This is a genomic window from Paenibacillus sp. P13VS, from assembly GCF_015143645.1.
In the GTDB taxonomy this organism is placed as follows: domain Bacteria; phylum Bacillota; class Bacilli; order Paenibacillales; family Paenibacillaceae; genus Paenibacillus; species Paenibacillus xylanilyticus_A.
Map to the genome: position 1 here is coordinate 285,627 of NZ_WYEV01000005.1, position 24,963 is coordinate 310,589.

Annotated in this window: 23 protein-coding genes and 1 riboswitch; all 23 genes read right to left on the reverse strand. The window is 51.3% G+C overall.

Translation table 11 applies throughout. The annotated features are described in order from the left end of the window. Nucleotides 1-4: 4 nt before the first annotated feature. Nucleotides 5-727: an SDR family oxidoreductase gene (locus GUA98_RS15010; RefSeq protein ID WP_193723596.1), complete on the reverse strand. Its 723-nt coding sequence runs from the start codon at nt 725-727 to the stop codon at nt 5-7. 165 nt (nt 728-892) lie between these two features. Then, entirely contained in the window at nt 893-2,395 is a 1,503-nt protein-coding gene (locus tag GUA98_RS15015) for a cobyrinate a,c-diamide synthase (RefSeq protein WP_153980235.1), read from the reverse strand. 105 nt (nt 2,396-2,500) lie between these two features. Continuing rightward, a complete protein-coding gene (locus GUA98_RS15020) occupies nt 2,501-3,589 on the reverse strand; it encodes a cobalt-precorrin 5A hydrolase (protein WP_193723597.1) in 1,089 nt (362 codons plus the stop codon). Then, nucleotides 3,582-4,379, reverse strand: coding sequence for a precorrin-4 C(11)-methyltransferase (cobM, locus tag GUA98_RS15025; RefSeq protein WP_193723598.1), 798 nt, complete (start codon nt 4,377-4,379; stop codon nt 3,582-3,584). Before cobM ends, GUA98_RS15020 begins: the two co-directional genes overlap by 8 nt. Continuing rightward, nucleotides 4,376-5,092 carry a precorrin-2 C(20)-methyltransferase gene (gene cobI, locus GUA98_RS15030; protein ID WP_095291300.1) on the reverse strand — a complete coding sequence of 239 codons (717 nt, stop codon included), beginning with the start codon at nt 5,090-5,092 and terminating at the stop codon, nt 4,376-4,378. The genes cobM and cobI overlap by 4 nt, the downstream gene beginning before the upstream one ends. Before the next feature lie 32 nt (nt 5,093-5,124). After that, nucleotides 5,125-6,405 (reverse strand): precorrin-6y C5,15-methyltransferase (decarboxylating) subunit CbiE, encoded by a 1,281-nt coding sequence (gene cbiE / locus GUA98_RS15035; protein WP_236146650.1) that lies wholly within the window; start codon nt 6,403-6,405, stop codon nt 5,125-5,127. After that, complete coding sequence (locus GUA98_RS15040; protein WP_153980238.1) at nt 6,368-7,522, reverse strand: cobalt-precorrin-5B (C(1))-methyltransferase; 1,155 nt, start codon at nt 7,520-7,522, stop codon at nt 6,368-6,370. Before GUA98_RS15040 ends, cbiE begins: the two co-directional genes overlap by 38 nt. Before the next feature lie 761 nt (nt 7,523-8,283). Next, nucleotides 8,284-8,931, reverse strand: a complete 648-nt coding sequence (locus tag GUA98_RS15045) for a precorrin-8X methylmutase (RefSeq protein ID WP_153980239.1) — start codon at nt 8,929-8,931, stop codon at nt 8,284-8,286. Nucleotides 8,932-9,000: 69 nt separating this feature from the next. After that, entirely contained in the window at nt 9,001-9,771 is a 771-nt protein-coding gene (cobK, locus tag GUA98_RS15050) for a precorrin-6A reductase (RefSeq protein WP_193723599.1), read from the reverse strand. Then, a complete protein-coding gene (locus GUA98_RS15055) occupies nt 9,768-11,003 on the reverse strand; it encodes a sirohydrochlorin chelatase (protein WP_193723725.1) in 1,236 nt (411 codons plus the stop codon). The genes cobK and GUA98_RS15055 overlap by 4 nt, the downstream gene beginning before the upstream one ends. Nucleotides 11,004-11,204: 201 nt before the next feature. After that, nucleotides 11,205-13,100, reverse strand: coding sequence for a precorrin-3B C(17)-methyltransferase (gene cobJ, locus GUA98_RS15060; RefSeq protein WP_193723600.1), 1,896 nt, complete (start codon nt 13,098-13,100; stop codon nt 11,205-11,207). Between the two features lie 399 nt (nt 13,101-13,499). Continuing rightward, nucleotides 13,500-13,689, reverse strand: a riboswitch (cobalamin riboswitch). Between the two features lie 196 nt (nt 13,690-13,885). After that, a complete protein-coding gene (locus GUA98_RS15065; RefSeq protein ID WP_153980242.1) occupies nt 13,886-14,710 on the reverse strand; it encodes a uroporphyrinogen-III synthase in 825 nt (274 codons plus the stop codon). Between the two features lie 130 nt (nt 14,711-14,840). Beyond that, a complete protein-coding gene (locus tag GUA98_RS15070; RefSeq protein ID WP_153980243.1) occupies nt 14,841-16,043 on the reverse strand; it encodes an endospore germination permease in 1,203 nt (400 codons plus the stop codon). Nucleotides 16,044-16,096: 53 nt separating this feature from the next. After that, nucleotides 16,097-16,318, reverse strand: a complete 222-nt coding sequence (locus GUA98_RS15075) for a hypothetical protein (protein WP_153980244.1) — start codon at nt 16,316-16,318, stop codon at nt 16,097-16,099. Next, nucleotides 16,311-17,510, reverse strand: a complete 1,200-nt coding sequence (locus tag GUA98_RS15080; RefSeq protein ID WP_162010001.1) for a Ger(x)C family spore germination protein — start codon at nt 17,508-17,510, stop codon at nt 16,311-16,313. Before GUA98_RS15080 ends, GUA98_RS15075 begins: the two co-directional genes overlap by 8 nt. Before the next feature lie 4 nt (nt 17,511-17,514). Continuing rightward, a complete protein-coding gene (locus GUA98_RS15085) occupies nt 17,515-19,098 on the reverse strand; it encodes a spore germination protein (RefSeq protein ID WP_153980246.1) in 1,584 nt (527 codons plus the stop codon). A 177-nt stretch (nt 19,099-19,275) separates the two neighbouring features. After that, complete coding sequence (locus GUA98_RS15090) at nt 19,276-20,262, reverse strand: siderophore ABC transporter substrate-binding protein (RefSeq protein ID WP_153980247.1); 987 nt, start codon at nt 20,260-20,262, stop codon at nt 19,276-19,278. A gap of 39 nt (nt 20,263-20,301) precedes the next feature. Continuing rightward, the gene (locus GUA98_RS15095; RefSeq protein ID WP_153980248.1) at nt 20,302-21,060 is read right to left on the reverse strand and encodes an ABC transporter ATP-binding protein; all 759 of its coding nucleotides are present in this window, start codon (nt 21,058-21,060) and stop codon (nt 20,302-20,304) included. Further along, a complete protein-coding gene (locus tag GUA98_RS15100) occupies nt 21,054-22,016 on the reverse strand; it encodes an iron chelate uptake ABC transporter family permease subunit (protein WP_153980249.1) in 963 nt (320 codons plus the stop codon). Before GUA98_RS15100 ends, GUA98_RS15095 begins: the two co-directional genes overlap by 7 nt. A 2-nt stretch (nt 22,017-22,018) precedes the next feature. Beyond that, nucleotides 22,019-22,972, reverse strand: a complete 954-nt coding sequence (locus tag GUA98_RS15105) for an ABC transporter permease (RefSeq protein ID WP_153980250.1) — start codon at nt 22,970-22,972, stop codon at nt 22,019-22,021. A gap of 242 nt (nt 22,973-23,214) precedes the next feature. Continuing rightward, the gene (locus GUA98_RS15110) at nt 23,215-23,550 is read right to left on the reverse strand and encodes a hypothetical protein (protein ID WP_153980251.1); all 336 of its coding nucleotides are present in this window, start codon (nt 23,548-23,550) and stop codon (nt 23,215-23,217) included. A gap of 55 nt (nt 23,551-23,605) precedes the next feature. Beyond that, nucleotides 23,606-24,307: a pirin family protein gene (locus GUA98_RS15115; protein WP_193723601.1), complete on the reverse strand. Its 702-nt coding sequence runs from the start codon at nt 24,305-24,307 to the stop codon at nt 23,606-23,608. Nucleotides 24,308-24,521: 214 nt separating this feature from the next. Continuing rightward, the gene (locus GUA98_RS15120) at nt 24,522-24,932 is read right to left on the reverse strand and encodes a DoxX family protein (RefSeq protein ID WP_153980253.1); all 411 of its coding nucleotides are present in this window, start codon (nt 24,930-24,932) and stop codon (nt 24,522-24,524) included. Nucleotides 24,933-24,963: the final 31 nt, after the last annotated feature.

Here is a 24,963-nt window from a genome sequence, read left to right on the forward strand (position 1 = left end):
AAGATTACCAGGGAAGCTCGTCCCCCTTATAGTCTACATAGGCAGGCTGATCTCCCATAAAATCCTTATGGCGGTCAATAAGTGCTGCGATATGCTGTGCCGATTGTTCTGGCGTAAGGTCTGCGGCTGTGTTCAATTCACCGCTCATATAGCTCTGCACCCACCCGGGATGAATCAGCATGACCTGTCCACCTTCATCCTTGATTCCATTATGCACAAGCCTAGCCTGCATGTTTAGTGCAGATTTGGACATGCAGTAAGCGAACCAGCCATGTCTGTCGCACTGCTCAATACTGCCCGCCTCCGATGAGATGTCCACAATCAGCTTGCCCGCGCCCGCAAGAAGGAGGGGCAGCATTGCGTGAGTTACACGCAGTGAACCCAGCGTATTCACGTTGAATACCTCTGCCATTTCGGCAAAGTTTAACGGCCCGCGGACATGATCGGTAATATTCCCTAGTATAGCCGCATTATTGATCAGCATATCCAGACGATCTGTATCCAGTTTGATGGTCTCGGCAAACAGCGCAACGGACAGATCATCGGCAATATCCAGCTCAATGACCCGAAGATGCTTCGGATAAGCTTGCACGAGCAGACGAATCCCCTCTGAGCTCTCCATATCCAGACCTGCAGCATATACAATATATCCTCTCTTCAGCATTTGTGCTGTCAGAGCCAATCCAAGTCCCCGGGCTGCCCCGGTCACACATACGGTTCTCACCATGCTTTCCCTCCCTATCCAGGCTGCTCTGTCTTTTAATTCATTCCACATGGTCAGGCAAAAACCTTTAAATGTAAACAGGAAAGCTCAACTTCACGACCAAAGTCTCATGGTGTGATGAATGCAGGATTCTCTTTTCTTTTATCATTTTCATCCAAAAATCGTCCTTCATATATGCTGACCACTTCTTCTCAGTCGGTATGACAGACAATGCTGCACCCATCTCCCTGCTGCACCCGGATGAGACCCGAGATGAACATGGGTATACCCGGCTACAACGTTACCTCTGGCATATCCCTCCTGCTTCATGCCCCGTAATCCCTTAGTCTCATAAGCATAGGGAATGTCGCCTTCCTCTTGGTAGGTCATGGTAGAGTAATGAAATTCATGGCCACGGATCACCTCTCCTTTTTTCAGCAAAAAGGAATCCTCTACAGCTCTGGCCTCACGATAACCGAGTGCCGCCCGCTTCGCTTGCATCTGTACCCCAGCAGGTATAATCCCTGCCATGTTATACGTTAGCCCTTCCCGGTTGGTTAACGTCTCCGCGAGCACCATATAACCTCCGCATTCCGCAAACAAAGGCATCTCCCTGCGAACGGCCTCACGCAATCCCTCCAGAAACGAGACATTATCTGCGATCAATGCCGCAAACTCCTCCGGAAAGCCCCCGCCAAGATAAATGCCATCTGCCTCAGACGGTATGCCTTCCCCTGCAAGCGGGCTGAAGTACTTCAACCCGGCTCCTGCTGCTTCGAGCAGCTCCAGGTTATCCGGGTAATAGAAATTAAACGCCGCATCCCGGGCAACAGCTATTACCGGACGGGACGAAGTTCCGCGTTCATCACACTCGCCAGACGTGCTGTCTTCGCTGCACTTCAAATGGGCACCGGCCGACATTGGATCTGGGTTTTGCCGTGAAATATCCTCATTGTTCATGATTAACTCTTCTTCTATGTCAGGTGCAGCCTTCGCTATCGCAATAATCGCATCCAGATCGGTGCCTTCCAGCAATGCGTCCGCAGCCCGCTCGAACAGCGGCTCCAACTCTCCCCGTTCAATGGCAGGGACCAGCCCTAAGTGACGCTCTGGAATTGACATGTCCTCCTCCCGTTTCAGCCATCCAACCACAGGAATGCCGCACATCTGCTCAATGGCTTTCTTCACAATACTGTAGTGGCCGGCACTTCCGCAGCGATTGACGATGACACCAGCGATGTTAAGCTCAGGCTCCAGCTGCTGAAAACCAAGCACGATCGCAGCTGCACTGCGAGCCATGCTGCGAACATCCACGACCAGAATGACCGGAGTCTGTGTAACGAGAGCAATTTCCGCAGTTGATCCCGTATTGCTTAAGGGATCTTTGCCATCATACAATCCCATGACACCTTCAATAATGGAAATATCATGTCCCGCTGATGCTTTGGCAAATGCTTCTCTTACATACTCCGGGGAGGTCATCCATGCATCCAGATTTCGCGATGCTCTGCCCGTTACAGCCGTATGATAGGTTGGATCAATATAATCCGGCCCGCATTTGAAGCCCTGTACGCTCATTCCGCTCTGGGCCAGTGCTTTCATCAGGCCCAGAGTTACCGTTGTTTTTCCTGCACCGCTCCCCGTTCCGGCTATGATCAGCCGTGGTCTGGCAGATTGATTTGAAATGCTCATGATCCATTCCCACCTTTCTTCGATATAACAAAACCGCACCTCGAAACGATGCGGCCTAAACAATACTTATTTGCTTCATCGCTGAAGCGCATAATTTCAATTTTGTTAGTCAAAAGGAATTCGCGTTACGGAAATCGTCAGGTTCCCGCTCTTTTTCTTCTCCAGCAGCCAGTGGTCCGCTCCGGAAGACAGTAATGCCGCAGGCTCGCTCACACCGTAAGCTCCGGTATATTTAAATACCGTCTCCGATGGATTTGCAAGCTTAACGGTATTCAGCTCGGCTGGCGTATACGTCACAAGTTCCCAGCCGTATTTGGCGCATAGCGCCAGCAGGCCTTCTTCATTCTTTTTCAGATCAATCGTCGCTATGTTTCGTACGCTTTTCACTGATAGAGACAGCTCTTCCAATGTGGTGAGCATCTCCTGCTCCAGTTCCTCCATGGATGTGCCGCGGTTGCAGCCCATGCCCAGTACGAGACTCTTCGGTCGATACAGCACCCCATTTGTCAGAAAACGTGTCTGTTCATCTTCCGTGAGCAGGCGGTCGCTGACCACAAGTGCCGCATTGAAAGGAAATGACTCGGTTTCCTCCATGCTGCTGAAGACACGGATATGATCCGGTACAGGCTTGTTATATCGCCACCAGTTCCGTTCTCCCGTCTCCTGAATCAGCGCAACCGGCTCCTCGTTAACAACCGCTGCACTGACTGGCGTGGCCTTGTCGAAGCTGTCCACGATCCAGCCCAGCTCCCGTCCAAACATGTCTACCGGGATTGTTCCTTGCACATCCGAAGCGGTTGTAATTACCGCGCGTGCACCGAGTACTTCCGCAACCTGACGAGTCAGTTCATTCGCACCGCCAAGATGGCCCGACAGGACACTGATGACATTCTCTCCGCGGTCATCAATGACCAGCACGGCAGGATCCACTTTTTTGTCCACCAGAATCGGGGCGATCATGCGGACTACTGCTCCCAGCGAAATAAATAGAATGATGCCATTGTAACGCTTGAACAGATCCGGCAAAATCAGCTTCACCGAGCCTTCAAACAGCTGATAACCCAGCTCTTCTTCATCCCCGCGGACGAACTTGCTCATGTAGTACACATCTGTACCCTGGAATTGTCCAGCCAGATTGCGTACCATCTCCACACCATGCTTCGTGATGGCTACGGCTGCAAACGGATTACTCACCGGACTTCACTCCTTTGCGATAACCATGAGTGAAGGTTTTGTCATACAGCTTGGAACGGTGGGCATCCCGGTTCACGAGATCGGGATCAAGTGCCCAGCCTGCCAGAATCATCGCATGCATCGTAATACCAGCGGCACGCAGATCGGCAGCCAGATTGGCGAGCGTAGTCCGTACAATTTTCTGATCCGGCCAAGTCGCGCGCTGCACAACCGCCACCGGTGTATCTTCGCTCCACCCTGCGGCGAGGAATTCAACCACGACTTTTTTCGCCAGCGTAGCACTCAGGAAGAGGGCCACCGTACAGTGATGTGACGCCAGATCACGCAGCTTCTCGCGTTCAGGCACTGGCGTGCGGCCTTCTGCGCGGGTGAGAATAACCGTCTGCGTCAGTTCAGGCACAGTTAGTTCCGCTCCGAGGGCGGCCGCCGAAGCAAAGACCGAGCTAACACCCGGAATAATCTCATACTCCACGCCCTGCTGTTTCAGCAGTACCATCTGTTCCAGAATTGCGCCGTACATCGCCGGATCACCGGTATGCACACGAGCTACGCTGCGGCCTGCACGAGTGGCTTCACACATGAGCTCAACCTGCTGCTCCAGATCCATGCCGGAGCTCTGCAGCACTTCTGCTTCAGGCTTTGCCGTCGCAATCAGTTCATCGTTCACGAGGGAGTCGGTGTACAGGACCAGATCCGCATTTCTCAAAATGTTCGAGCCCTTCACCGTAATCAGTTCGGGGTCACCCGGTCCTGCACCTACGATATATACTTTCGGTTCCAGCGTTTTCATTTGCTCACCACCATCAGGCTCAGATATTCCAGCTCCTGCCCTTTCAGTTCACGGGCATCGCGCCAGACCAGTTCATATGGAGAAGTGACTTTGGTGACAACCGAGGCTTTGCCGCCGAGACCCATCTCGTCCAGCAGTTCAAGCATCGGGTCAAGCACCTTCGCCACTTTGATAAACACAATCGTATCGTGATGCTCAATTGCCTGACGCATCGCTTCCTTATCGGCAGTCGCGGGGATAATGCCCACCTGCTCATCCCCGTCTGCCAGATGGATATCCAGTGCAGCAGCGGCGCCCAGTACAGATGAAATTCCCGGAATCGAAGCAATCGGTACCTCGGGATGCAGTTCACGCATCAGCCTTGCCAGATGAATGAAGGTGCTGTACAGATTCGGATCGCCTTCGGTTACAAAGGCCACATCCTTCCCCTCCTTCAGCGCACCCCAGCAGGCTTCGACGGTTTTGCCCCACTCCCGTTCAAGGACAACCGGGTCCTTGGTCATTGGAAAGATCAGACCGAGCATCTCTTTCTCTTCCGGGTTAACATACAGTTCCACGATTTCGTGGGCATACGATTTGCCGCCTTTGCGTTTCTTCGGATATGCCACCACCGGACACTCCCGGATCATTCGGTATGCCTTCACCGTAATCAGTTCCGGGTCTCCCGGCCCGACACCCACGCCATACAGCGTACCTACTGCTGCCGTACTCATGTTGTTTTCCCCCTTGTCCTGTCCTTGAAAAGTCATTCTTCCACTCCGGCTACCGCTCCCTCTGTCGCGGCATGCTGGCCTGTGATCACGTAAATTGGATTCAATCCGTCAAAACGGGTCATGTTCAGAATCGGCTTGCTGCGCGCCGTCTGAAGCAGCGTCACGGAGGCGTCCATGCCTGCATCGCGCATCGCCTTCATGCTGTCATGCAGCGTTTCGATCGTCGCTGCATTCACGACAATGCGTCCCTCGGGGCGCAGCCGGGACGCGCATAGGGCGATCAGCTGCGCGAGCTCGCCGCCGCTGCCGCCAATAAACACCGCATCCGGATTCGGTAGTTCGTCCAGCCCTGCTGGTGCTTTGGCATGAAGGACGGTGAAGTCCGTCCGGAATTTGATCCGGTTGGCTTCGATGTTCACGAGGTCACCTTCGTTCTTCTCGATGGCGAAGACCTGGCCTCGCGGCGCAAGCCGCGTGCACTCGACCGCCACCGAACCGGAACCTGCGCCGATATCCCACACGATGCTGTCCTCGCCAAGTCGCAGCTCAGACAAGCTGAAGGCGCGGACCTCGCGCTTGGTAATCAGGCCCTTCTCCGGTTTGCGCTGATGGAATTCCTCATCCGCAAACCCAAACCCTTTGCGCGGCGCAGGCGCATCCTTGCGGCGCAGCAAAATGACGACGTTCAGCGGGCTGCATTCAGCTGCTGCCAGCTCGTCCAGGGTGTAATGGCGGGCACGTTCATCTGGCCCGCCGAGGTTCTCGGCAACGTAGGCATCATACTCGGTCATGCCGAACTGCTGCAGATAAGCCCCGATCGCAGCGGGGCTGTTATGCTCGTCCGTGAGCAGCGCAATTTTGGCTTGGCCATCAATGCGCTGGGCGAGGCCCTTGAGCGGACGTCCGTGCACGCTCTCGAGCACGGCGTCGTGCCAGCTCTCGCCAAGCTTGGCGAATGCCAGCTGCAGCGAGCTGAGATTAGGCCGGATCTCCAGTTGATCCGGGCCCAGCTTACGCGCAAGATACCCGGCGATGCCGTAGAACAGCGGGTCTCCTGAGGCAAGCACAACAATGTTGTGCGTGTCCTGCAGCGCTTTTATTTTCACAACCAAATCGCTTAATCCGCTCTTAATCGTGAGCTTCTCTCCCGCAAATGCAGGAAAGCACTGCAGCTGACGTTCGCCGCCCACCAGTACATCTGCTTCCTGAATCAGATTCAGGCTATCCACCGTCAATCCTGCCGCACCCTCTTCACCTACGCCGATGATACGGATCCTATGATTCTTTGCTCCAGCTGCTGTCGTCCAGTTCACTGATTTCCGCCCTCCCGAGTTCCATTCCTTTCATCGTGACCAATACCACTTCGACCGTCACTCCGCCTCCGGCATGCTCCAGGCAGTGCCTACAGGCATATGTACATAGCTTTTCAAAATAGGGCAAATACCCCGCCTCAGTCATCATGTCGGCCACTTGAGTCGCCGTGTTGGCTTCCTCGATCGCTTGCGCCAGTTCATCTCCAGCCCCGGTCTCGCGGGCCACGGACGCAAGAAATCCAAAATCCACCTGCGCACTCTTGGAGTGCACCATCATGACTCCTTGAGCCACTTTGGCAAATTTGCCCGGCATCCCCACCAGGCTGATGCGTTTCATGCCCAGTCGTTTCCCGTGCTTGATGGCGAACCCGACAAAGTCACCCATCTGAATGAAGGCTTCTTCGGGCAATTCGGGCATCATTTTCATCGCATATTTCTCACTGCTGCCGCCTGTCGTCAGCACAATGTGATCACAGCCAGATGCCTGCGCAACTGAAATGGCTTGTACCACACTTGCTTTGTACGCAGAGGTGGAGAATGGAACGACCACGCCACGTGTGCCCAAAATGGAGATGCCGCCCAAAATGCCGAGACGCGAATTCAGCGTCTTCTTGGCAATCTCTTCGCCGTCCGGCACGCTTATGACCACTCTTACTCCCCTGGCTGTCCCATGTTCGGCAAGCACCTGGGTTACGGCCTCGGTAATCATACGGCGCGGAACGGGATTAATCGCCGCTTCGCCGACAGGAACAGGCAGGCCCGGTTTGGTCACACGACCTACCCCAATGCCGCCATCCAGCTCCACACCAGGCTCCTCGCGCCAGGAGACATGTGCGATGATCTTCGCCAGATGCGTAGCATCCGGATCATCCCCGGCATCCTTGATGGTGGCACAGGCAGCCGTGCCGTCCGCCATCAGTTCCTGCTCGATCAGTTCGAACGAGTGGTCAAAGCCCGCGGGCAATGAAACCACAGCCTGTGCAGGAGTAATCCCGGTTAACAGAAGCTGCGTGGCACCCTTGGCAACGGCCGTCGCGCAGGCTCCTGTGGTGAAGCCGGAACGCATCGGTTTGTCCGGGTCGGGTGCTTCCCCGCTTTTCATGCGTTTCTTTTCCATGGCTTTGAACCTCCCGTCCTTTCTTATTACTTTACATAGTAGATGACACTTGATTCACTGCGTATGCGAAAACTACGGGGTAGCCGCTACGGGTACGGATCGTTCTTCCGATCGCTGTTGTCTCCAGATTTCTTTGATTCCCTTATGTATAGGGAGAATTCCGGAGACAAAGGCGAACGCTGTCGCTTCTACAGAATCGATTCCGTCCCCTCCGCTACTCCCTGTATTCTCGTATACCTCGCAAAGTTCTTACCTGCAGGCTCATATGCTAAACCATGCCATGAGGTTTATTTGGAGTAACTGGCCATCTAATGCCACTAGAAGATTGAATCAAATGGCAGTTATTAAGTTTACATTTTATTACCTTCACACTTTAGTGATTGAGCGATGATTCAGGATTGGATTCAGGATTGAACTCCCTCATGCACTTTGTACCTTGCATGCTCCAACATTCGCTCCGTTTCAATTGATCATGGCTGCACTCTAACGAACTCAGGAAGTCCTATTCGAGCCAATTTCCACAGACTGAAAATCTAACGAATTATAGCGTCGTTATTTCAACATAAAGCCGATGTTCCCACCGTTTTTGGCGGCTTTGAGCAGAATAGCTTCACTCAGGTTTGTTAGAATGTATAACTCGTGATTATCTGCGATATAAGGCTCTTGAGGTTCGTTAGCGCTGCCCTGGTACTCCCTGCTCGGGTACACTCATGGACGTTCTAGGACGCTCTAGATACGCTCAGTTTAGGCTGAAAAAGCGACTATGCCTTCACTGCCATCAGCGAGATTGCGTTCAACGCAGCTACCACAATGGTGCTGCCGCCTTTGCGGCCGATGTTCGTGATAAACGGGATGTCCAGCTTGCGCAGCTCATCCTTGGATTCGGCTGCGGACACGAATCCAACAGGCATACCAATGATCAAGCCTGGCTTGGCTTCGCCTTCTTTTACCAAACGAATCAGCTCAAGCAATGCTGTCGGTGCATTACCTATGGCGTAGATTCCGCCATCGTATGCCTTCGTTGCTTTACGCGTCGAGATGATGGCCCGCGTTGTATTCAACCGTTTCGCTTCCTCCATCACATCCGTGTCGGAAATATGCACGTGCACATCTCCGCCGAACCCGCGAATACGATCCTTGCTTACTCCAGCCTGGATCATCTGTACGTCGGCAATAACGGATTGTCCCGCACGAAGAGCTGCAATTCCTGCCTGAATGGCATCTGGATGGAAAACCATACTGCGGCCAAGTTCGAAGTCAGCTGAGGCATGAATGACACGCTGTACAACGGGATATTGCTCCTCCGTGAATGGGTGCTCACCCAGCTCCTCGGTAATCATCTCGAAGCTTTTTCCCTCAATCTCCTGAGGCTGTACAGTTAAAGGTTTAAATTCCGTTTTGAAATCCATATGCACTCACTCCTTCGATCGTAATATGATTCAAAATGGGTCTATCCCAATTTGATCTATTCGGGTGTTCTACTCCATCAATACACGCTTCAACTCGGAGAGTACGCCTTCAAACTCATCAAACACCGTTCCGAATTCGGCCTCTGGGCGAGATATCAATACAACCTGAATGCCAAGCTCCAGTGCAGATTGAATCTTCTCATCTACAGCTCCGGTCTTGCCGCTTTCCTTAGTCACCATAACGGTGGTGGCATAATGCTTGTACAATGCTTCATTCATTTCACGGGAAAAGGGTCCCTGCATCGCAATAATATTGCGCTGTTCCACACCCAGTTCACCGCATTTCTCCATATTGTCGAGACGCGGAAGCATACGGGCAACGAGACGAATGTCAGGATCACCGAGCAGATGCTTGGTGAAAATCTGCAGCGTTTTGCTTCCAGTCGTTAACATGACAGAACCTTTGAGTTCTTTTGCCTTAAGAGCGGCTTCCTCATAGGAGGGCACGACATGAAGCAGCGGATGGTCATCGTAGGCAAGTCCCGTTCGCTCGTAACGGATATAAGGGATTCCTGCCTGTCTGGCTGCTTCCATGGCATTGGCATGGGCCTCTTCCGCAAAGGGATGACTTGCATCCACGATGGCACGGCTTCCTTTTTCACGGACAAGCTGGACCATGGCTTCGATCGTCAGCCTGCCTGTTCGAACCGGCAGCCCCGCCTCGGACAGACTGAGCGCCGCACTCTCGGTTACAACCGATGTGAGTACGTCCATCCCCTGCTGCTGAATCTGCACAGCCAATTCCCGCGCATCACTTGTACCGCATAACATCAAGATCATGGACGGTTCACCCGCTCCGAAGCAGCTGCGATCTGAGCATGCCCTGCATCTTCTGGTGAGGTGTGCTCTCCGTCTCCGCCCTCTTCATCTTGATTATGCAGCGCACCTTCGTGGTCATGATGCGAATGGTGAAGTTCCCCATCGTGGTCATGATGATAATCCAGCGATGCTTCACGGCTGCTCACGGCATGTTCGTGAGTATGCTGCTCCTCATGGTGATGCTCGTGATCATGGGCGTGATGATCGTGGGTGTGTCCATGGTCGTGGTCATGATGATGGTCATGGCTGTGATCGTGTGCATGATCATGATGATGGTGATGGTGGTCATGGTCATGATCGTGGTCGTGATGATGATCGTGGTCGTGATCATGGTGATGGTGGTGATGTTTGGCAGCCTCAAGTCTGAATTGGCAGTTGTCGCAGTTGGCCATTACCCGTCCATTCAACCCTTCGTTCGCACGTTCCAATACCAGCTCCACCAATTTCGGATGGAATCCAAAATATCCCCCGATCTCCACCTGAATGTCCGGATGTGCCGCAGCAAATTCTGCAGTCATCTCATCAATGCGTTTGATCAGTACACCTGTGAACAGGAAATAAGGCATGATGACGATCTTCTTCGCTCCGAGCAGGAGACAACGCTGCAAACCATCCGGGAAGGAAGGCTGCGTCACCCCAATAAAGCTGCTTTCGGCCCACTTGTAAGGGAGCTTCTCCCACAACATCCGGGTCATTTTGAAGAAATCACTGTTGGCATCCGGGTCACTGCTTCCCCGCCCAAGGACAAGTACGGCCGTCTCTTCATCCGTGACAGGAGCTGGCGGAGCCAGCACTGCTGCGCCGCCTTGGCCCGCGGTAACAAGAACAGGCTGAGCTTCCTGCAGACGAGTCTGCATAATTTGAACGACCTTCTCATGTACGCCAATCGGACGCCCATATACAAATTCCACTTGCGGATAACGGATCTTGGCCCGGTCGATGGCATTCGGAATATCAATTTTGGCGTGGCCCGCAGCAAACAGAATAATCGGCACCAATACGACACGCGTTGCCCCTTTATCTACACAAGCCGTAACGCCTTCAGCAATGCTCGGTCTTGTTAATTCCAGAAAACAGGTCTCTACCACGGTATTCTCCGGCGCTTTCTCCGCTACCGCTCGTGCAAACTCCATTAACTCCCGGTTTCCCTCTGGATCACGGCTGCCGTGTCCAACCAGCAAAATGGCATTCATCATGGCTTCTTCCTCCCCCGCCTGATCGATAGACCAGGCATCTCAATTTTAGGTTGTGCTTACTTGGTACACGAGCCTTTCACGCAGGGTAACTGGTTACCCAATCATTTCGATCTATATAAAAGTGCAATGGAATTTTTTTCGGTATAACTACAAATGCTGGTTAAAAAATATCAGATGGTAACAACACTCGCGCGATCCCTAGTCGCCGCATACCGGGTTTACTTCCACGGTCACAGGCGCATCGACGTGACGGAAGCCTTGGATTACTCCAACCCGTTTGAAAAATTTATGGAACCTCTCATTCGGATGTCCCTTTTCCTTGTACTCCGCTACGATTCGCTCCACTATCCCGCCAATCTGATCACCTGGAATCCCTTCGGCTACCGGCTGGGCAGGGTGAGCGTTTCGTCCGAACTTCTTGCCGCCAAGGAACAGGTCGTATCCGCCCTTGCGGTAGACGATGCCGATGTCCTCAAGCACGGCACCGTAACATGCCATGCCGCAGCCATTCAGAGCCACGCTGGTCTCTTTCGGCGCACTAAGTCCGCCTATAACAGCCTGCAAATGATTGGCCATCGGAACGGCATCATCCTTCTCCATGTTGCAGAAGTCACAGGCCTTCACCTTGATAACGTCACCGATCGGCACCACGATGAAATTCGCTGCACGCAGTTCTTCTACCAGCTGATCCGGCTCAAAGGTCGGTACCCGCAAAATAATCTGATGCTCCGGCGTGTATTCCAGCTCGCCTTCTTCACTCGCGCATTGTGCCAGCAGCGCCATCTGGGCTGCGGTAAACTTCTTGTTGCCGACACCAGGCGACACGCTAATCTCGAACAGCGGTGCCTTGCGTCCCGGCTCGGGTGCTGTCCGCACAGCAGCTGCCCCGGCAGTCTGCGTTCCGGCTGGCATCCCTGACCCGGCTGCATCCAGCCAGCGGCTGGCCGCTTCGCCAGATAGCTTGCCGCCTGCCGCAAGCCGCGTCAGTGCTTCGGCAGCCAGTTCGGCCGCACCAGCATGCGGCACCGCCAAGGCAGCACGAAGTGCGCCTTCCACCGCTGCAGGCCGCTCGGCTGCAAGCACTGCGGTGCTGCCGCCCGCTGGCTGAGCAGCAGGCAAGCCAGCGCCCTGCTGCCCTTGCGGTCCCATGCCCGTACTGGCGCTGGCGCCGCGCAGGGCTGGTTCCGCAGCTAGCTGCGCGGTCTGCGTATCGCGGACTGTGCCTGCTGCATCGGCGGAAGCGGCAGAACGGGCCTCCATCGCGCCGAGCGACCAAGGCTCAGCTTCCGTGCGGAGCCGCTCATGCGGTCTGAGCGGCTGTTCCACGGTATTCAGCGTGTATTTCCGCTGATATCCGCGCGGTGTGACCATGAGTCCTTCGTACATCATGGTCGAGGAGTTACCAATGATCACGGTCGTCAGCATGCCGATATCATGATTCAACATGTCTTCCAGCGTGGTCATCACGACATCCTGACGTTCACGGTAGGCACTTTTTACAAGCCCCACCGGCGTCTGGGGACTACGGTACCGCAGCAGCATCTCCTGCGTCTCCACGATCTGGCGTGTCCGGCGTCCACTGCGAGGGTTGTACAGAGCAATGACAAAATCAGCTGATGCTGCTGCTTCAACTCGGCGAATAATCGTCTCCCATGGCGTAAGGTGGTCACTCAGACTGATCGTACATGCATCATGCATCACGGGTGCGCCGAGCAAGGAAGCACAGGATTGAATGGCAGATACACCCGGAATAACCTCAACGCCAACGCCGGTTTCCGGCTTCCAGCCTTGCTCCATCAGCACCTCATACACCAGTCCGGCCATGCCATATACGCCTGCGTCGCCACTGGAGATTACTGCAACGATTTTGCCCATCTCGGCCTGTCTGACCGCTTCCTGTGCCCGGCTGACTTCTTCGGTCATGCCTGTCCGTACAATCTCCTGTCCGTCCAGGAGTGGACGAATCAGATCAACGTAGGTGTTATAACCAATGATGACCTCACTCTCCCGAAGTGCCTCCAATGCCCGTGTGGTGATATGCTCCATCGCTCCTGGGCCAAATCCGATAATCAGCAGCTTTCCTTGATTCTGCATTGCTTCTCCTCCTCCATCTCCCTGTTCACCCTTAGCGCGTCAATCACATCTATATACATCGCTTCTTCAACCATGGTCTGTAGCAGAGCTCTGAATTATTGGGTGCTCCGTGCAGCTCAATCTTCTTATCCCGGCTATTCCAAAACAGTGAAAAAGGACGGCTTGACCGACCTTCTTCTTCGCGGCATGTTCGATTAGATCCGGTTCCGGATCGACTGTAAAAAACAAAAAAATCCCATCCTTATAACGGATGGGATACGCATGTACGTACACTCAAGAAGACAGTCCACGGCCCTATTGAGGATAGACCTGTGGCTGCATGGCCGCAAAGGGCCTGCCAGGCGAACCGGTTGTTCGCCCGTTTCCTGATTCTTCGTACACCACTCCTTTCCGCGAAGGGTTCGGTGACACATGCAAGGTAGGTCTCCTGGCTCTGGATCATCAGCTTCCTTTTCTGTCTTCCCCGGATGTCCGAGTGACTTGGATGAAAAGGGCTTCCCCATTACAGTGGCGGGACCGCTCGGGATTTGCACCCGATTCCCTGTTACCTCTTGCTCGACGCAAGAGCACCTTGCTTGTTTTCATGAATGATATTGCTTTCATCATAACACCGCTCAGGAAAAAATGTCCATGCTTATGATGCTTGTCCACAATTCTATGTTCAGACAAAACACAAAAAAGTTCTGATCCAGAACAGATCAGAACTTGAATGTTGATATCCATATATGTAGCTCTCATAACGATCTTATCGAATCCTTTAACAGACCTGCGTCCTGATCTACTTATCAGGATTTTTCTGCGTGTGCTGCAGCAACATATCGTCCCAGTTCAACGATGAGTGCTCCCATCTTTTCTTCCTCCGGAACAACAAGTGCTTCAATTCCTTCTTCACGCATGGCGTTTGCAGTCACCTTACCTACAGATGCAGGAATCACACCGTCCCGGAAAGCCTGCTGCATCTGTTCCAGCTTGCCTTGGGAAGCTGCGTATGCTGCCAGAAACCGTACTTGGGGGCCGCTGGTGAATGCTACGGCATCGACCTCATGCTGCACGATTTCATTCAAAAGCAGTTCCAGTTCGGCCTCTTCCGGTGGTACATGGCGATAAGGCAGAACCTGTCTTACTTCAGCACCCTGTTCTTCCAGCCAGTTGACCAGCTTCGGTGCAGTTTCTCCATGAAGCTGGAGCATGACTTTTTTGCCGGCAAGATTATGTGGCGCGAATTCTCGGATCAGTCCGTCCGTACTACCGTCATCATCCCGGACCAGCGGTGCAAGCTTGCGCTTGCGAAGTGAGTTCACCGTTTTGTATCCTCTTGCTGCAATGGAGGCTTCCGCCAAGACATCCAGCAGTTGACCAGCTATGTCCATATCCTCTGCCATTTCAAATATGGCATCCAGTCCCATGCCTGTAGTTAATACCGCCCAGTCGGGTGGATCAGAGATCAAGGAGACGAGACCGTCGCGTATGTTCCGATCATCCAGGAATACCGTTCCCTGTGCTGGCCGCACGAGTGGAATACCACCCATTTTCTCAACTAACAACGCCATTTCCTTGGATTTACGCGGTCCCGTCAGTGCTACACGTATACCGGCCAAATGTTGAGCCATTCATGTTCCCCCCAGTTCGTTCGTCCGAACGTCATTCGTTTGACTACAGTATACAGGGTAGTTTCATGGAGGGAAACCTTGTTTCACGTCATTTGGCGTGTTCTTCTATAACGATTTTTTATGATTGGCATCAGGAAGGCTGAAGCTCGCCCCCCTGCATTTCATCTTTTCCTGTGTTGTCTTCCTGATCGGAATTGCGTCCTTTCTTCTCCTGCTCATGCTGTTTTTGGGTTGTATCGCGATGGTTCTCTCCTTGGCGTGAGGAACCCCTTTCCTTTTTACGTGGTCGAAGAAACACAAAAAGAATGATTGGAAAGATCACTTCGAACAGAATGGCAATCCATGTCCATTCCCGCGTGAAGCGGAACAGCTGAATTGCATTTTTGAAAAACCAGAACGCACATACGAATCCTACCAGTGCAACAGGACCTGTCATGAGCTTCCCGGATACCTTAGGAATCATTCGCTTCAATCCCCAGCAGATAAAAAACAGATCAAAGGCAATTTTCGTGATCATCGCCGGCAGGGTAACTGCAGCTAAAGCCAGGTCAAATCGGTCCAGAAAATCACTGACCTGCAGTTGTCTGGCGAGCTCGTAAGATGGATATACCAGCCTTGATGCAATGGGTACACCAATTGAAGTAATGGTCTCCACCATGATTAACATCATCAGCAGGGCAGCGATCGTAATCCCCCATGCCACGGATTTGAAACGAAAGTCCCTCCCCTTGACCACAAAAGGCAATGCTATCATCTCCCCGAAGAAAGAGAAGATATACCAGCTTCCTTTGCCCACACCTGCAGCATCAATATCAAAGTATGGCATGAGGTTATCCAGATTGATTTGTTGAATGAGCATGAATGGAACAATGACCGAGTTCAATAAAAAGAGTGTAATGTATAACTCGGACATCCCAATCAGAGAACCCAGCCCGCCCCTTACGATGAACACTGCCATCACCAACAGAGACAGTACAATGATCGAGATTGGTGTTGTCTCCAATAAAGTGATGCTGACATAGTCACCGATGAGGCGAATGTCACGGGCAAACACAATCAGAAAGAAGAAGATATACAACGACCCTGCCAGCCGTCCCAACAGAGGGAACCTTTCGACCAAAGATTCGAACAGGTCCTGATCAGGAAATCTCCCCTGTACACGATTCAACATCCACATGGAGCCAACCATAACGATAAAAACGGGGATATAGGATAGATAGGCATGCTGCTCAGCATAAAATATCGCTTGAGCATGCGGCTGTATTAGCGTATTTGTTATGCTTAATAGCATGATAAGCAGTACCAGTTGACGGTTGGTAACCCCTTGATTCATTCCTTCCCTCCTTTCTATGTTAACAAGCCAAACGTCCTAGACCAGGTTCCTGTTCAAGGTAATGGAAGAAGCCGCTGGATCAAGTGTGTTAACCATACAGTTAGGAAGAAGGTTTTACTCAGGTGAGTAACCTGAAACCAAATCCCGATGCTTACTGCAATTACCCCATAAGATAACCATCGGTTAATCGCCGCTGCCTGTTTCAAGTGCTTAAAGTCCATGAAAACAACAGCGATGACCATTGCCAGATAAGTAAACATGAGCGGCTTAATCATGCACGATCTCCTCCTCGGTCAATCCAATCGGCTTATTCGTAATGCCTACATTCTCAATGACGATATGGGGCTCTACCACGACTTCCATATTCGGATAAATGTCATACCAACGTTCCTTGATCCTGTCCCATTCTTTCGGCATCTGCTGATGTATGGAACGACCCAGCCCCAGAATGTCGGCATTATACTTGCTCTGGAGCAGCCTTACGCCCTCCTCGATATCTTCCTTCACTTTTTTGTGAACAGCTTCGTTAAGCGTCAAAATCTCACGTTCCCGCAGGTCGCCGTAATTCGATTCGTTATCCACCAAAACTCCCTTGGCGTATAGTTGAATCGTGACACTCACTTTGTCATTACGAATATGCGGCTGGAACGAAGAATTGTTTTCGTTCAGCTTCAGGAACAACGTCCCCTCTCCCTCTGGAGCTTTAACCATTACCTCTGGCGTATTGGCTTCACCCATGGCCAAAATCAGTGCATCTGCTGGTGCCTTTTCGATCATTCCCACCAGTTTGTCCTTTTTGAAGATAGCCAGTCCATCCAGCTTGATATTGGTTTTGACATCCTTCCAATCCTTCGGTACATTTTCCGAAACGGAAGCAATCGGGAGAAAGGGATCGATTCCGTCCGAGAGGATGGAGTCGATAAATACTTTCAGGGAGCGCGGATGCCGCATATTCAGGAAGCATAGCTCCCGTACCATCTCCGAAGGGAATTTTTCAATCGGTGCGTCTGTATCAAGAACCTTAAATGCTTCCCCCTTGGTCACGACTGGCATGGCTGACAGGCGGTTCAGCGGATATCTGGTTAATAGGTCCAGCATCGGAGCAATGCCTTCCCTGGCCAGATCCTCTCCGATGAGCAGCGTACGACGATGGGCATAATAGAGGCGCCGGGATAGAGCCTTTTGCCCTTCTAGCGAGGTCCCGCGAAACGTTTTGGCGGTTGTGGACAGCATGAACCAGGATTTGTCCCCGCTTGTCCCTCCCCCGCCGCCTTCACTTCCCGAAGCACCGGATTGACCCGGAAGCGCAATCTGCAGACTTGTCCTGTAATCCTGTTTCTCCTTGTCCACGGCTATGCCAATGACAAAGGCAATATCATTAATCTCTTCCCGATCCCAGCAGCCAGATAACAAAAGGGTACACAGGAACAAAAGCACTACGGTGCGGTATTTCTGCATGAAATGCATGAGCTTACCACCCCTCCTCTGCTTCCGGCGATCCATTAATCTTGGCGTTCATCCGCTTCTTATCATGATGAACCGTGGAAGGACGATTGATCATTCTCCACCATGGTGTACGAATTACAATATCCTTGGTATCCGTTCTGTGATATGGACTCAGCCCTGACAGATAAGGGACCCCGAAGGAAGTCATCTGCGTCAGATGGACCGAGATCAATACCAGTCCGATAACAATACCGTACAGTCCAAGTGCTCCGGCGAGGAGCATGATCGGAAACCGCAGCAGACGAACTGTAATGGCAAAGTTAAAGCGCGGGATGGTAAACGATGCAATACCTGTCATGGATACGATGATAACCATGGGCGCCGATACAATCCCGGCCTGAACCGCAGCCTGCCCGATTACGAGTGCACCCAGGATGCTGACTGCCTGACCCACCGTCTTCGGTAACCTGACCCCCGCTTCACGCAAGGCTTCGAATGAAAGTTCCATAATAAGAGCTTCCACCAAAGCCGGGAACGGAATGGCTTCCCTGGCTCCGGCAATACTCAGAATCAACGTTGTTGGAAGCATATCCTGATGAAACGTTGTGATGGCGATATAAAGCGCTGGCAGAAACAAGGCAATGGCCACGAACAGAAACCGGATCCATCGCACCAGATTGGTGATAAAGAACCGTTCATAATAGTCCTCACTGGCCTGCAGCATCTGCCACATGGTCACCGGACCAATCAGGGCAAACGGACTGCCGTCCACCAGAATCGCAAAGCGGCCCTCCAGCAGGTTCCCCACGACCGTATCCGGGCGTTCCGTATAATGCATCTGTGGGAATGGGGAATATGGATGATCTTCAATCAATTCCTCGATATATCCCGTTTCCAGAATGCCATCAATCTTGATCTTGTTCAGGCGGTCCTTGACATCCTTGATATGGTTCGAATCCGCTATTCCGTCCAGATATGTCAATACCACATTGGTCTTGGTCTCTGTCCCGATGGTCATGCTCAACATTTTGAGTGACGAATTCTTCAACTTGAATCGGATCAGAGCTGTATTTACACGAAGTGTCTCCGTAAATCCTTCGCGGGGTCCCCGAATAACCGATTCGGTTTGAGGTTCCTCTACTCCCCGGCGCACGCCGCCTTTGACATTAAAGAGCCAGGCTTCCCGGCTTCCATTAATCAACAGTAGGGCCGATGCCTCCAGCACACCATCGGCTGCTTCCGCCCAGGAGTCCACCTTTTTCACCTGTGTTAGCGCAATGCGTGTATCATCGATGGGGACGTCAGGCTCATCGGTACGCTGCTCGACCAGCCCCCGGATGAGTGGACGGAGCATATGATCCTGGATATCAGCTGAGTTGACAATCCCTTCGATATACACCAGAAGTCCCTGAACTTCAGGGGATATCATGACATTGCGGAATACCACATCCGAACTGTCCGAGAAAATGTCTTCCAGGGCAAGCATATGGCTCTCATGCGTCAATCCGATCGGCTGCTTCAGTATGGGCGGAGACGGCAGCCCCAAGGGGATATGTTTTTTTTCGGCTGCGTTTGAGGCAGCTTCTTTTCCTGTTGTCCTGTCGGCCATGTCCGTCCCTCCGCTCTTTTTTTATACAAGGTAGCTTGTGCCAAATGAACGGGAATTATGTGGACGATTTACAAAAATCCATGCATGCTTCCGTCTTCAGGAAAACAAAAAAAAGATCCCTGCGTTCGCAGAGATCCTTTCTTCCCCATTCCAATATGTTGCTGTTATATACTTCCGTTATTCGACGCTTGCGTCCACTTCCTTGATCATTTCCTGAATGGATTCCAGGCCGCCACCGGACAAGTACCAGTAGTTCGGATCAAGGTACACAATGTGTCCTTCTTTGTACGCTGTTGTATTCTTAACCAGATCATTCTCGATGACCTGTTTAGCTGGAGCTGCTTCCCCGCTGCCTGCAACCACTGCGCTGCGGTCTACCACAAACAGGTAATCCGGATTGGTCTCCATGACATATTCAAAGGAAACGCTCTGTCCATGCGTGGACACTTCAATATTGGCGTCTGCTGGTTTAAAACCAAATACGTCATGAATGATTCCAAATCGAGAGCCTGCACCATATGCGCTCAGTTTGCCTTCGTTTGTCAGCACGATCAGTGCGTTTTTGCCTGCTGCCGTTACCTTGTCTTTCAATGCTTGGGCAGATGCTTCAATGGTCGTCAATGCTTGCTCCGCTTCTGCTTCCTTGCCGAAAATCTCACCAAGTGTCTTCACGTTTTCCGTCAGGGAATTCATGTAATCCTCGTTGTCTACTGCCATATGAATGGTCGGTGCAATCTTGCTCAATTCTTCATATGAATCGGCCAAACGTCCCGAGATAATAATCAGGTCAGGGCTCATCGCATTTACTTTCTCAAAATCGGCTTCTTTCAAACTGCCCACGTTGGTGTACTTGGCGTCTTTATACTTTTCCAAATATGGAGGAACGCCTTCTTGAGGAACACCGGCAACTTCTACGCCCAACTGATCCAGGGTGTCCAGTACACCATAGTCAAACACCACCACGTTTTGCGGATTTTTCTTCACTTTGGTCTCGCCAAGTTGATGTTTAATCACAATCTCCTCATTGGACTGTGCTGCCCCCGCATTGGCCTCTGAACCTGTACCTGTGCTCGCACCCGCATTCTCCGCTGTTTTATTACCTCCGCATGCTGCCAGCACCACAGACAATACAACGAGCAGCGTAAACAACCAACCCTTTTTCATAAATAGACACCTCTCACTCTCTATATTGGTTTAATTTTCTTACGAAAAGTACACACAAATCTTGCGTCCATCAATCACCTGCACCGGAATATGCATGTCATATACCTGCTGTAATACTTCCGTATCAATGATATCTTCGGTTTTACCTTCCTGAACAACCCGGCCCTCCTTGAGCGCAACAATATAATCGGAGTAGCAGGATGCAAAATTGATGTCATGAATGACAATGACTATCGTTTTGCCAAGCTCGTCCACCATTCTGCGCAGTACTTTCATAATCTGCACGGAATGTTTCATGTCCAGGTTGTTCAGCGGTTCATCCAGCAGAATATATTCAGTGTTCTGGGCAATAACCATCGCGATGTACGCCCGCTGCCGCTGTCCACCACTAAGCTCGTCCAAATACCGTTTGCGGTACGGACCAAGATCCATATAATCAATGGCTTCCTGTATCCACTGACGGTCTTCCGGAGTAAGCCGTCCTTGGGAGTAAGGGAAACGACCGAACGCCACCAGATCCTCCACCGTCAGCCTGATATTGATATGGTTGGATTGTTTAAGCACGGATATTTTCTTGGATAACTCCTTGCTCTTCCAGCCTTCAATTTCCTTGCCTTCAATCAGGACCTGACCGGTGTCTTTGCCAATGAGCCTGGTGATCATGGATAACAGTGTACTTTTGCCGGCACCGTTCGGTCCGATAAAGGACGTGATCTTGCCTTTGGCAATATTCAGTGATACGTCATCCACTACCCGGACGCCGCCGTATTGTTTTGAGACATTTCTGACTTCTACCACGACTTACTCTCCTTTAGCAGCAAATAGATGAAATACACACCGCCTACAAAGTTGATAATGACACTTACGGTTGTGGAGAAGGTGAATACCCGTTCCACGATCAGCTGTCCGCCTACCAAGGCAACGACGGCGATGATGACCGAGCCCCAGATCAGCACGGTATGCCGGTGTGTCCGGAACACCTGATGAGCCAGATTCACGACCAGCAATCCCAGGAACATGATCGGACCTACAAGTGCAGTAGAGATGGACACCAGCACCATGACAACGAGCAGCAGCCGTTTCACGATATAGTGGTAATCCACACCGAGGTTCACCGCATGATCCTTCCCAAGTGCCAGAACATCAAGATACTTCGTGAATTTCCGCGCATACAGCAGGATCAGAAGGATGGAAGCCATCGAAATGATCAACAGATCCGTATTTACATTGTTAAAGCTGGCAAACATTTTGCCTTGCAGGATGAGAAACTCATTGGGATCAATCAGGACCTCCATGAAGGAGGATAGGCTCTGAAAGAGCGTTCCCAGAATCAGGCCCACAAGCAGCAGCAGATAGATATTGCGCCCTCGTTCCCGCCTGAACATGAATTGATGCAGCAGCAGGGCAAAGAGAGTCATTAGCAGGACTGACACTGCAAAATTAAGATTTTTATTTACAAAGCTGATGTGACTGCTTCCAAATACAAACACCGCAAACGTCTGAAACAGCATATACAGGGAGTCGAGTCCCATGATGCCAGGCGTTAGGATGCGATTGTTGGTTATCGTTTGGAAGATGGCCGTTGAGTATGCAATACATGCTCCGGTGAGCACGATGGCCAGAATCTTCTTCCCCCGGCGCGGCAGGATGTAGTCCCAGTTGCCCCCCGACTGAATGACCAGAAACACACCAATCAGAATGAGCGCCGCTGCGATCAAGATGCCAAACTTTAGCGTATTCGCTGAATATTTCATTCTCATGACCCATTTGCCTTTCTTCGAAGCAGTAAATACAGAAACAGCACACTGCCTACGACTCCCACTGTCAAACTGATGGACAGCTGGTACGGATAAACAATCAATTGACCCAGAATGTCACAGACCAGAACGAATATCGCTCCAAGTACGGCCGTATGGGGCAGCGTGTCACGCAAGTTATCTCCCTTATAAAGCGTCACAATGTTGGGTACGACCAGACCCAAAAACGGAATGGTGCCTACGGTGATAATGACTACAGCCGAGACCATGGCTACCAGAATCAATCCGAGGTTCACCACTCTCCGATATGCCAGGCCCAGGTTGGTTGCGAAGTCTTCTCCCATCCCCGCCAGTGTGAAACGGTTGGCGAAGAGATAGACGATAATCAGCAGCGGAATACTGATATAGATCAATTCATATCGGCCCTTCATGATGGTGGAGAAGTCACCTTGCAGCCAAGAGGATATGTTTTGGATCAAATCGTTTTTGTAAGCAAAAAAGGTCGTCACCGAACTAACGATATTACCGAACATCAAGCCCAGAAGAGCGATGTAGATCGTGTCCTTGAATTTAACCTTCTCGAGTATTCGCATAAAGATCAGCGTACCTGCCAGGGCAAAGGCGAAGGCAACCAGCATTTTTTGCAGAGAGGACGCGCCAGGGAACCACATCAGGGTCACCAGAATTCCAAGTCTTGCGGAATCCATGGTGCCTGCTGTTGTAGGCGAAACAAACCGGTTGCGTGTCAGCTGCTGCATAATCAGACCAATCACGCTCATACTGATGCCCGCGACCAGAATGCTGATCAGACGGGGAAACCGGCTGACTTGCAGTACCTGCAGCTGCACTGGGGTCAAGTGGAATATATCCAGGGGCGAAATGTCCGAGTTGCCGATAAATATGTAAACGAAAGACAGAACAACCAGTGCGATCAACATATAACCTAACTTCATCTCTCTACTAAACCCCTCACCGATAGCCTTATGACAACATAATGACTCTATTCTTCCATATGATATTGATATTCATTATCAATTAATATGGATTATATCTATATTAATTTCCAGATGTCAACCTTCCGTAACTTCGCAATTTCTGGGATTTCCTAAAACAACCTAAAAAACATCACATGCCATATGAAATAGACAAAAAGAAATAGGCCTTCCGGTATGGAAGACCCATCTACGTATGATCATTAATCAGCAAAGTAATCTTCAGGCACATAACGAATCTCGGAATTCGCAAAAATCGTAAGGGTTCCACGATCCTTATCGTATGCAACCCGGTCTCCTTGGACATAGTACCAGTGCTTCAGGAGGGGTTGATCCTTGCGCTGTACGAATCGAAAGACGTTCAGCTCCTGTCTGAGCTCAATGATCTGTTCCACGGTTTGATCATCCAAACCTGTAACGGTGAATACGAAGCCTTCGCCCTCTTTTTGGAACCGATAGGACAGGGAATCTATTTTGCTATTCGCCAGACCTCGCCCGGTCACCCCATGTTTAACCATAAACCATTCCTGCTGTGCCATAGACGTATATCCTCCCTTAGTGCTCGTGTCTATTAAATGCTGCGTTCCACTCAAGTTAAGGCAAATCAATGAGCATGAAGAACGCGTCCTCACTTGCCTGAAATTCCGTGACCTGAGTCTGTTCTACCCTCGCTGTATCGCCAGCAGTTAAATCGTGCTCACCATTCAGTCCGAGCTTACCCTCAATCACAAAAATATACTGGCGACGTCCCTCATCCTGCTTATATGTTAATGCCTCACCTTTAGTCAAACGGCTTAGATATATGGTCATATCCTGATGAATGGATGCAACCCGCGGTCCACCTTCAGGAGATACTACAGGAAGGAGCGCTCCCGTTAGTGCAGCAGGATCAAATGATGTCGTCTCATACGAAGGCTGCAGCCCTCTCGTCGTAGGCATAAACCAGAGCTGAAGCAAACGTACCTCTTCCGTATCGGATGCATTATGCTCGGTGTGAATCATGCCGCTGCCCGCGGACATTCGCTGAATTCCCCCAAACGAGGTTACAGCTACATTGCCAAGATTGTCTTCATGACGAAGCTTGCCGTTCAGCACAATGGATACGATCTCCATGTCACTATGCGGATGTGCACCAAAACCACGCCCAGGTGCAATCACATCATCATTTGCTACCCGCATCGGCCCAAACGCTGTGTTCTCCGCGTCCTGATATTCTCCAAAGGAAAAGCTGTGACTGCCGCGCAGCCAGCCCCGGTCGAAGCTGGCACGGGCTTCAGATGGAATGATATTAATCATAAAGCACATCCTCCGTAATGTTCTTATTTTTTCTTAGTAGCATACTTATTCTCATTGTACCAAAAGTTTAGGCTTGGCGTCCAAAATAAAAAAACCTTCTCCTGCCAGAGCAGTTCACAAGTATAATTACCCGCAAACCAATCCAGCAGGAAAAGGCTTAAATAGCAGGCTTAGCCTGCTTTTTTATGAAATACATGCTCACAAACGGTGCGTCTTATGAACTTGCATTCTGAACCTTACCTTGTCTAGCTATCAACTGATCCACCGCGAGGAAGCGGCTGCCTGTGAATAGCAAGGTCAGGGAACCTGCCAGCGTCAGGTAGTCAAATTCAGTACCACCAACAAATGGCTGACCTACTTTGGCCGTAAACAGAACCCCTGCCATCAAGACAATAAACAAAGCAGCAAACACACGTGTTCCCAATCCAAGAATCATCGCGGCCCCGCCGGCCAGCTCAATAATGGCAACAACGGATGCGAGGAACCCAGGAATACCCATGCTCTCAAAAAAACCTACCGCACTGCTGATTCCACCTTCAAACTTGCTCCACCCATGCAATACAAAGATGAGCCCGATCATGATTCTTAAGAAGAACAAGCCAATCTCTACACTCCTGCTATTCATGTACATCTTCCTCCTCGACATTAAAGTGTGT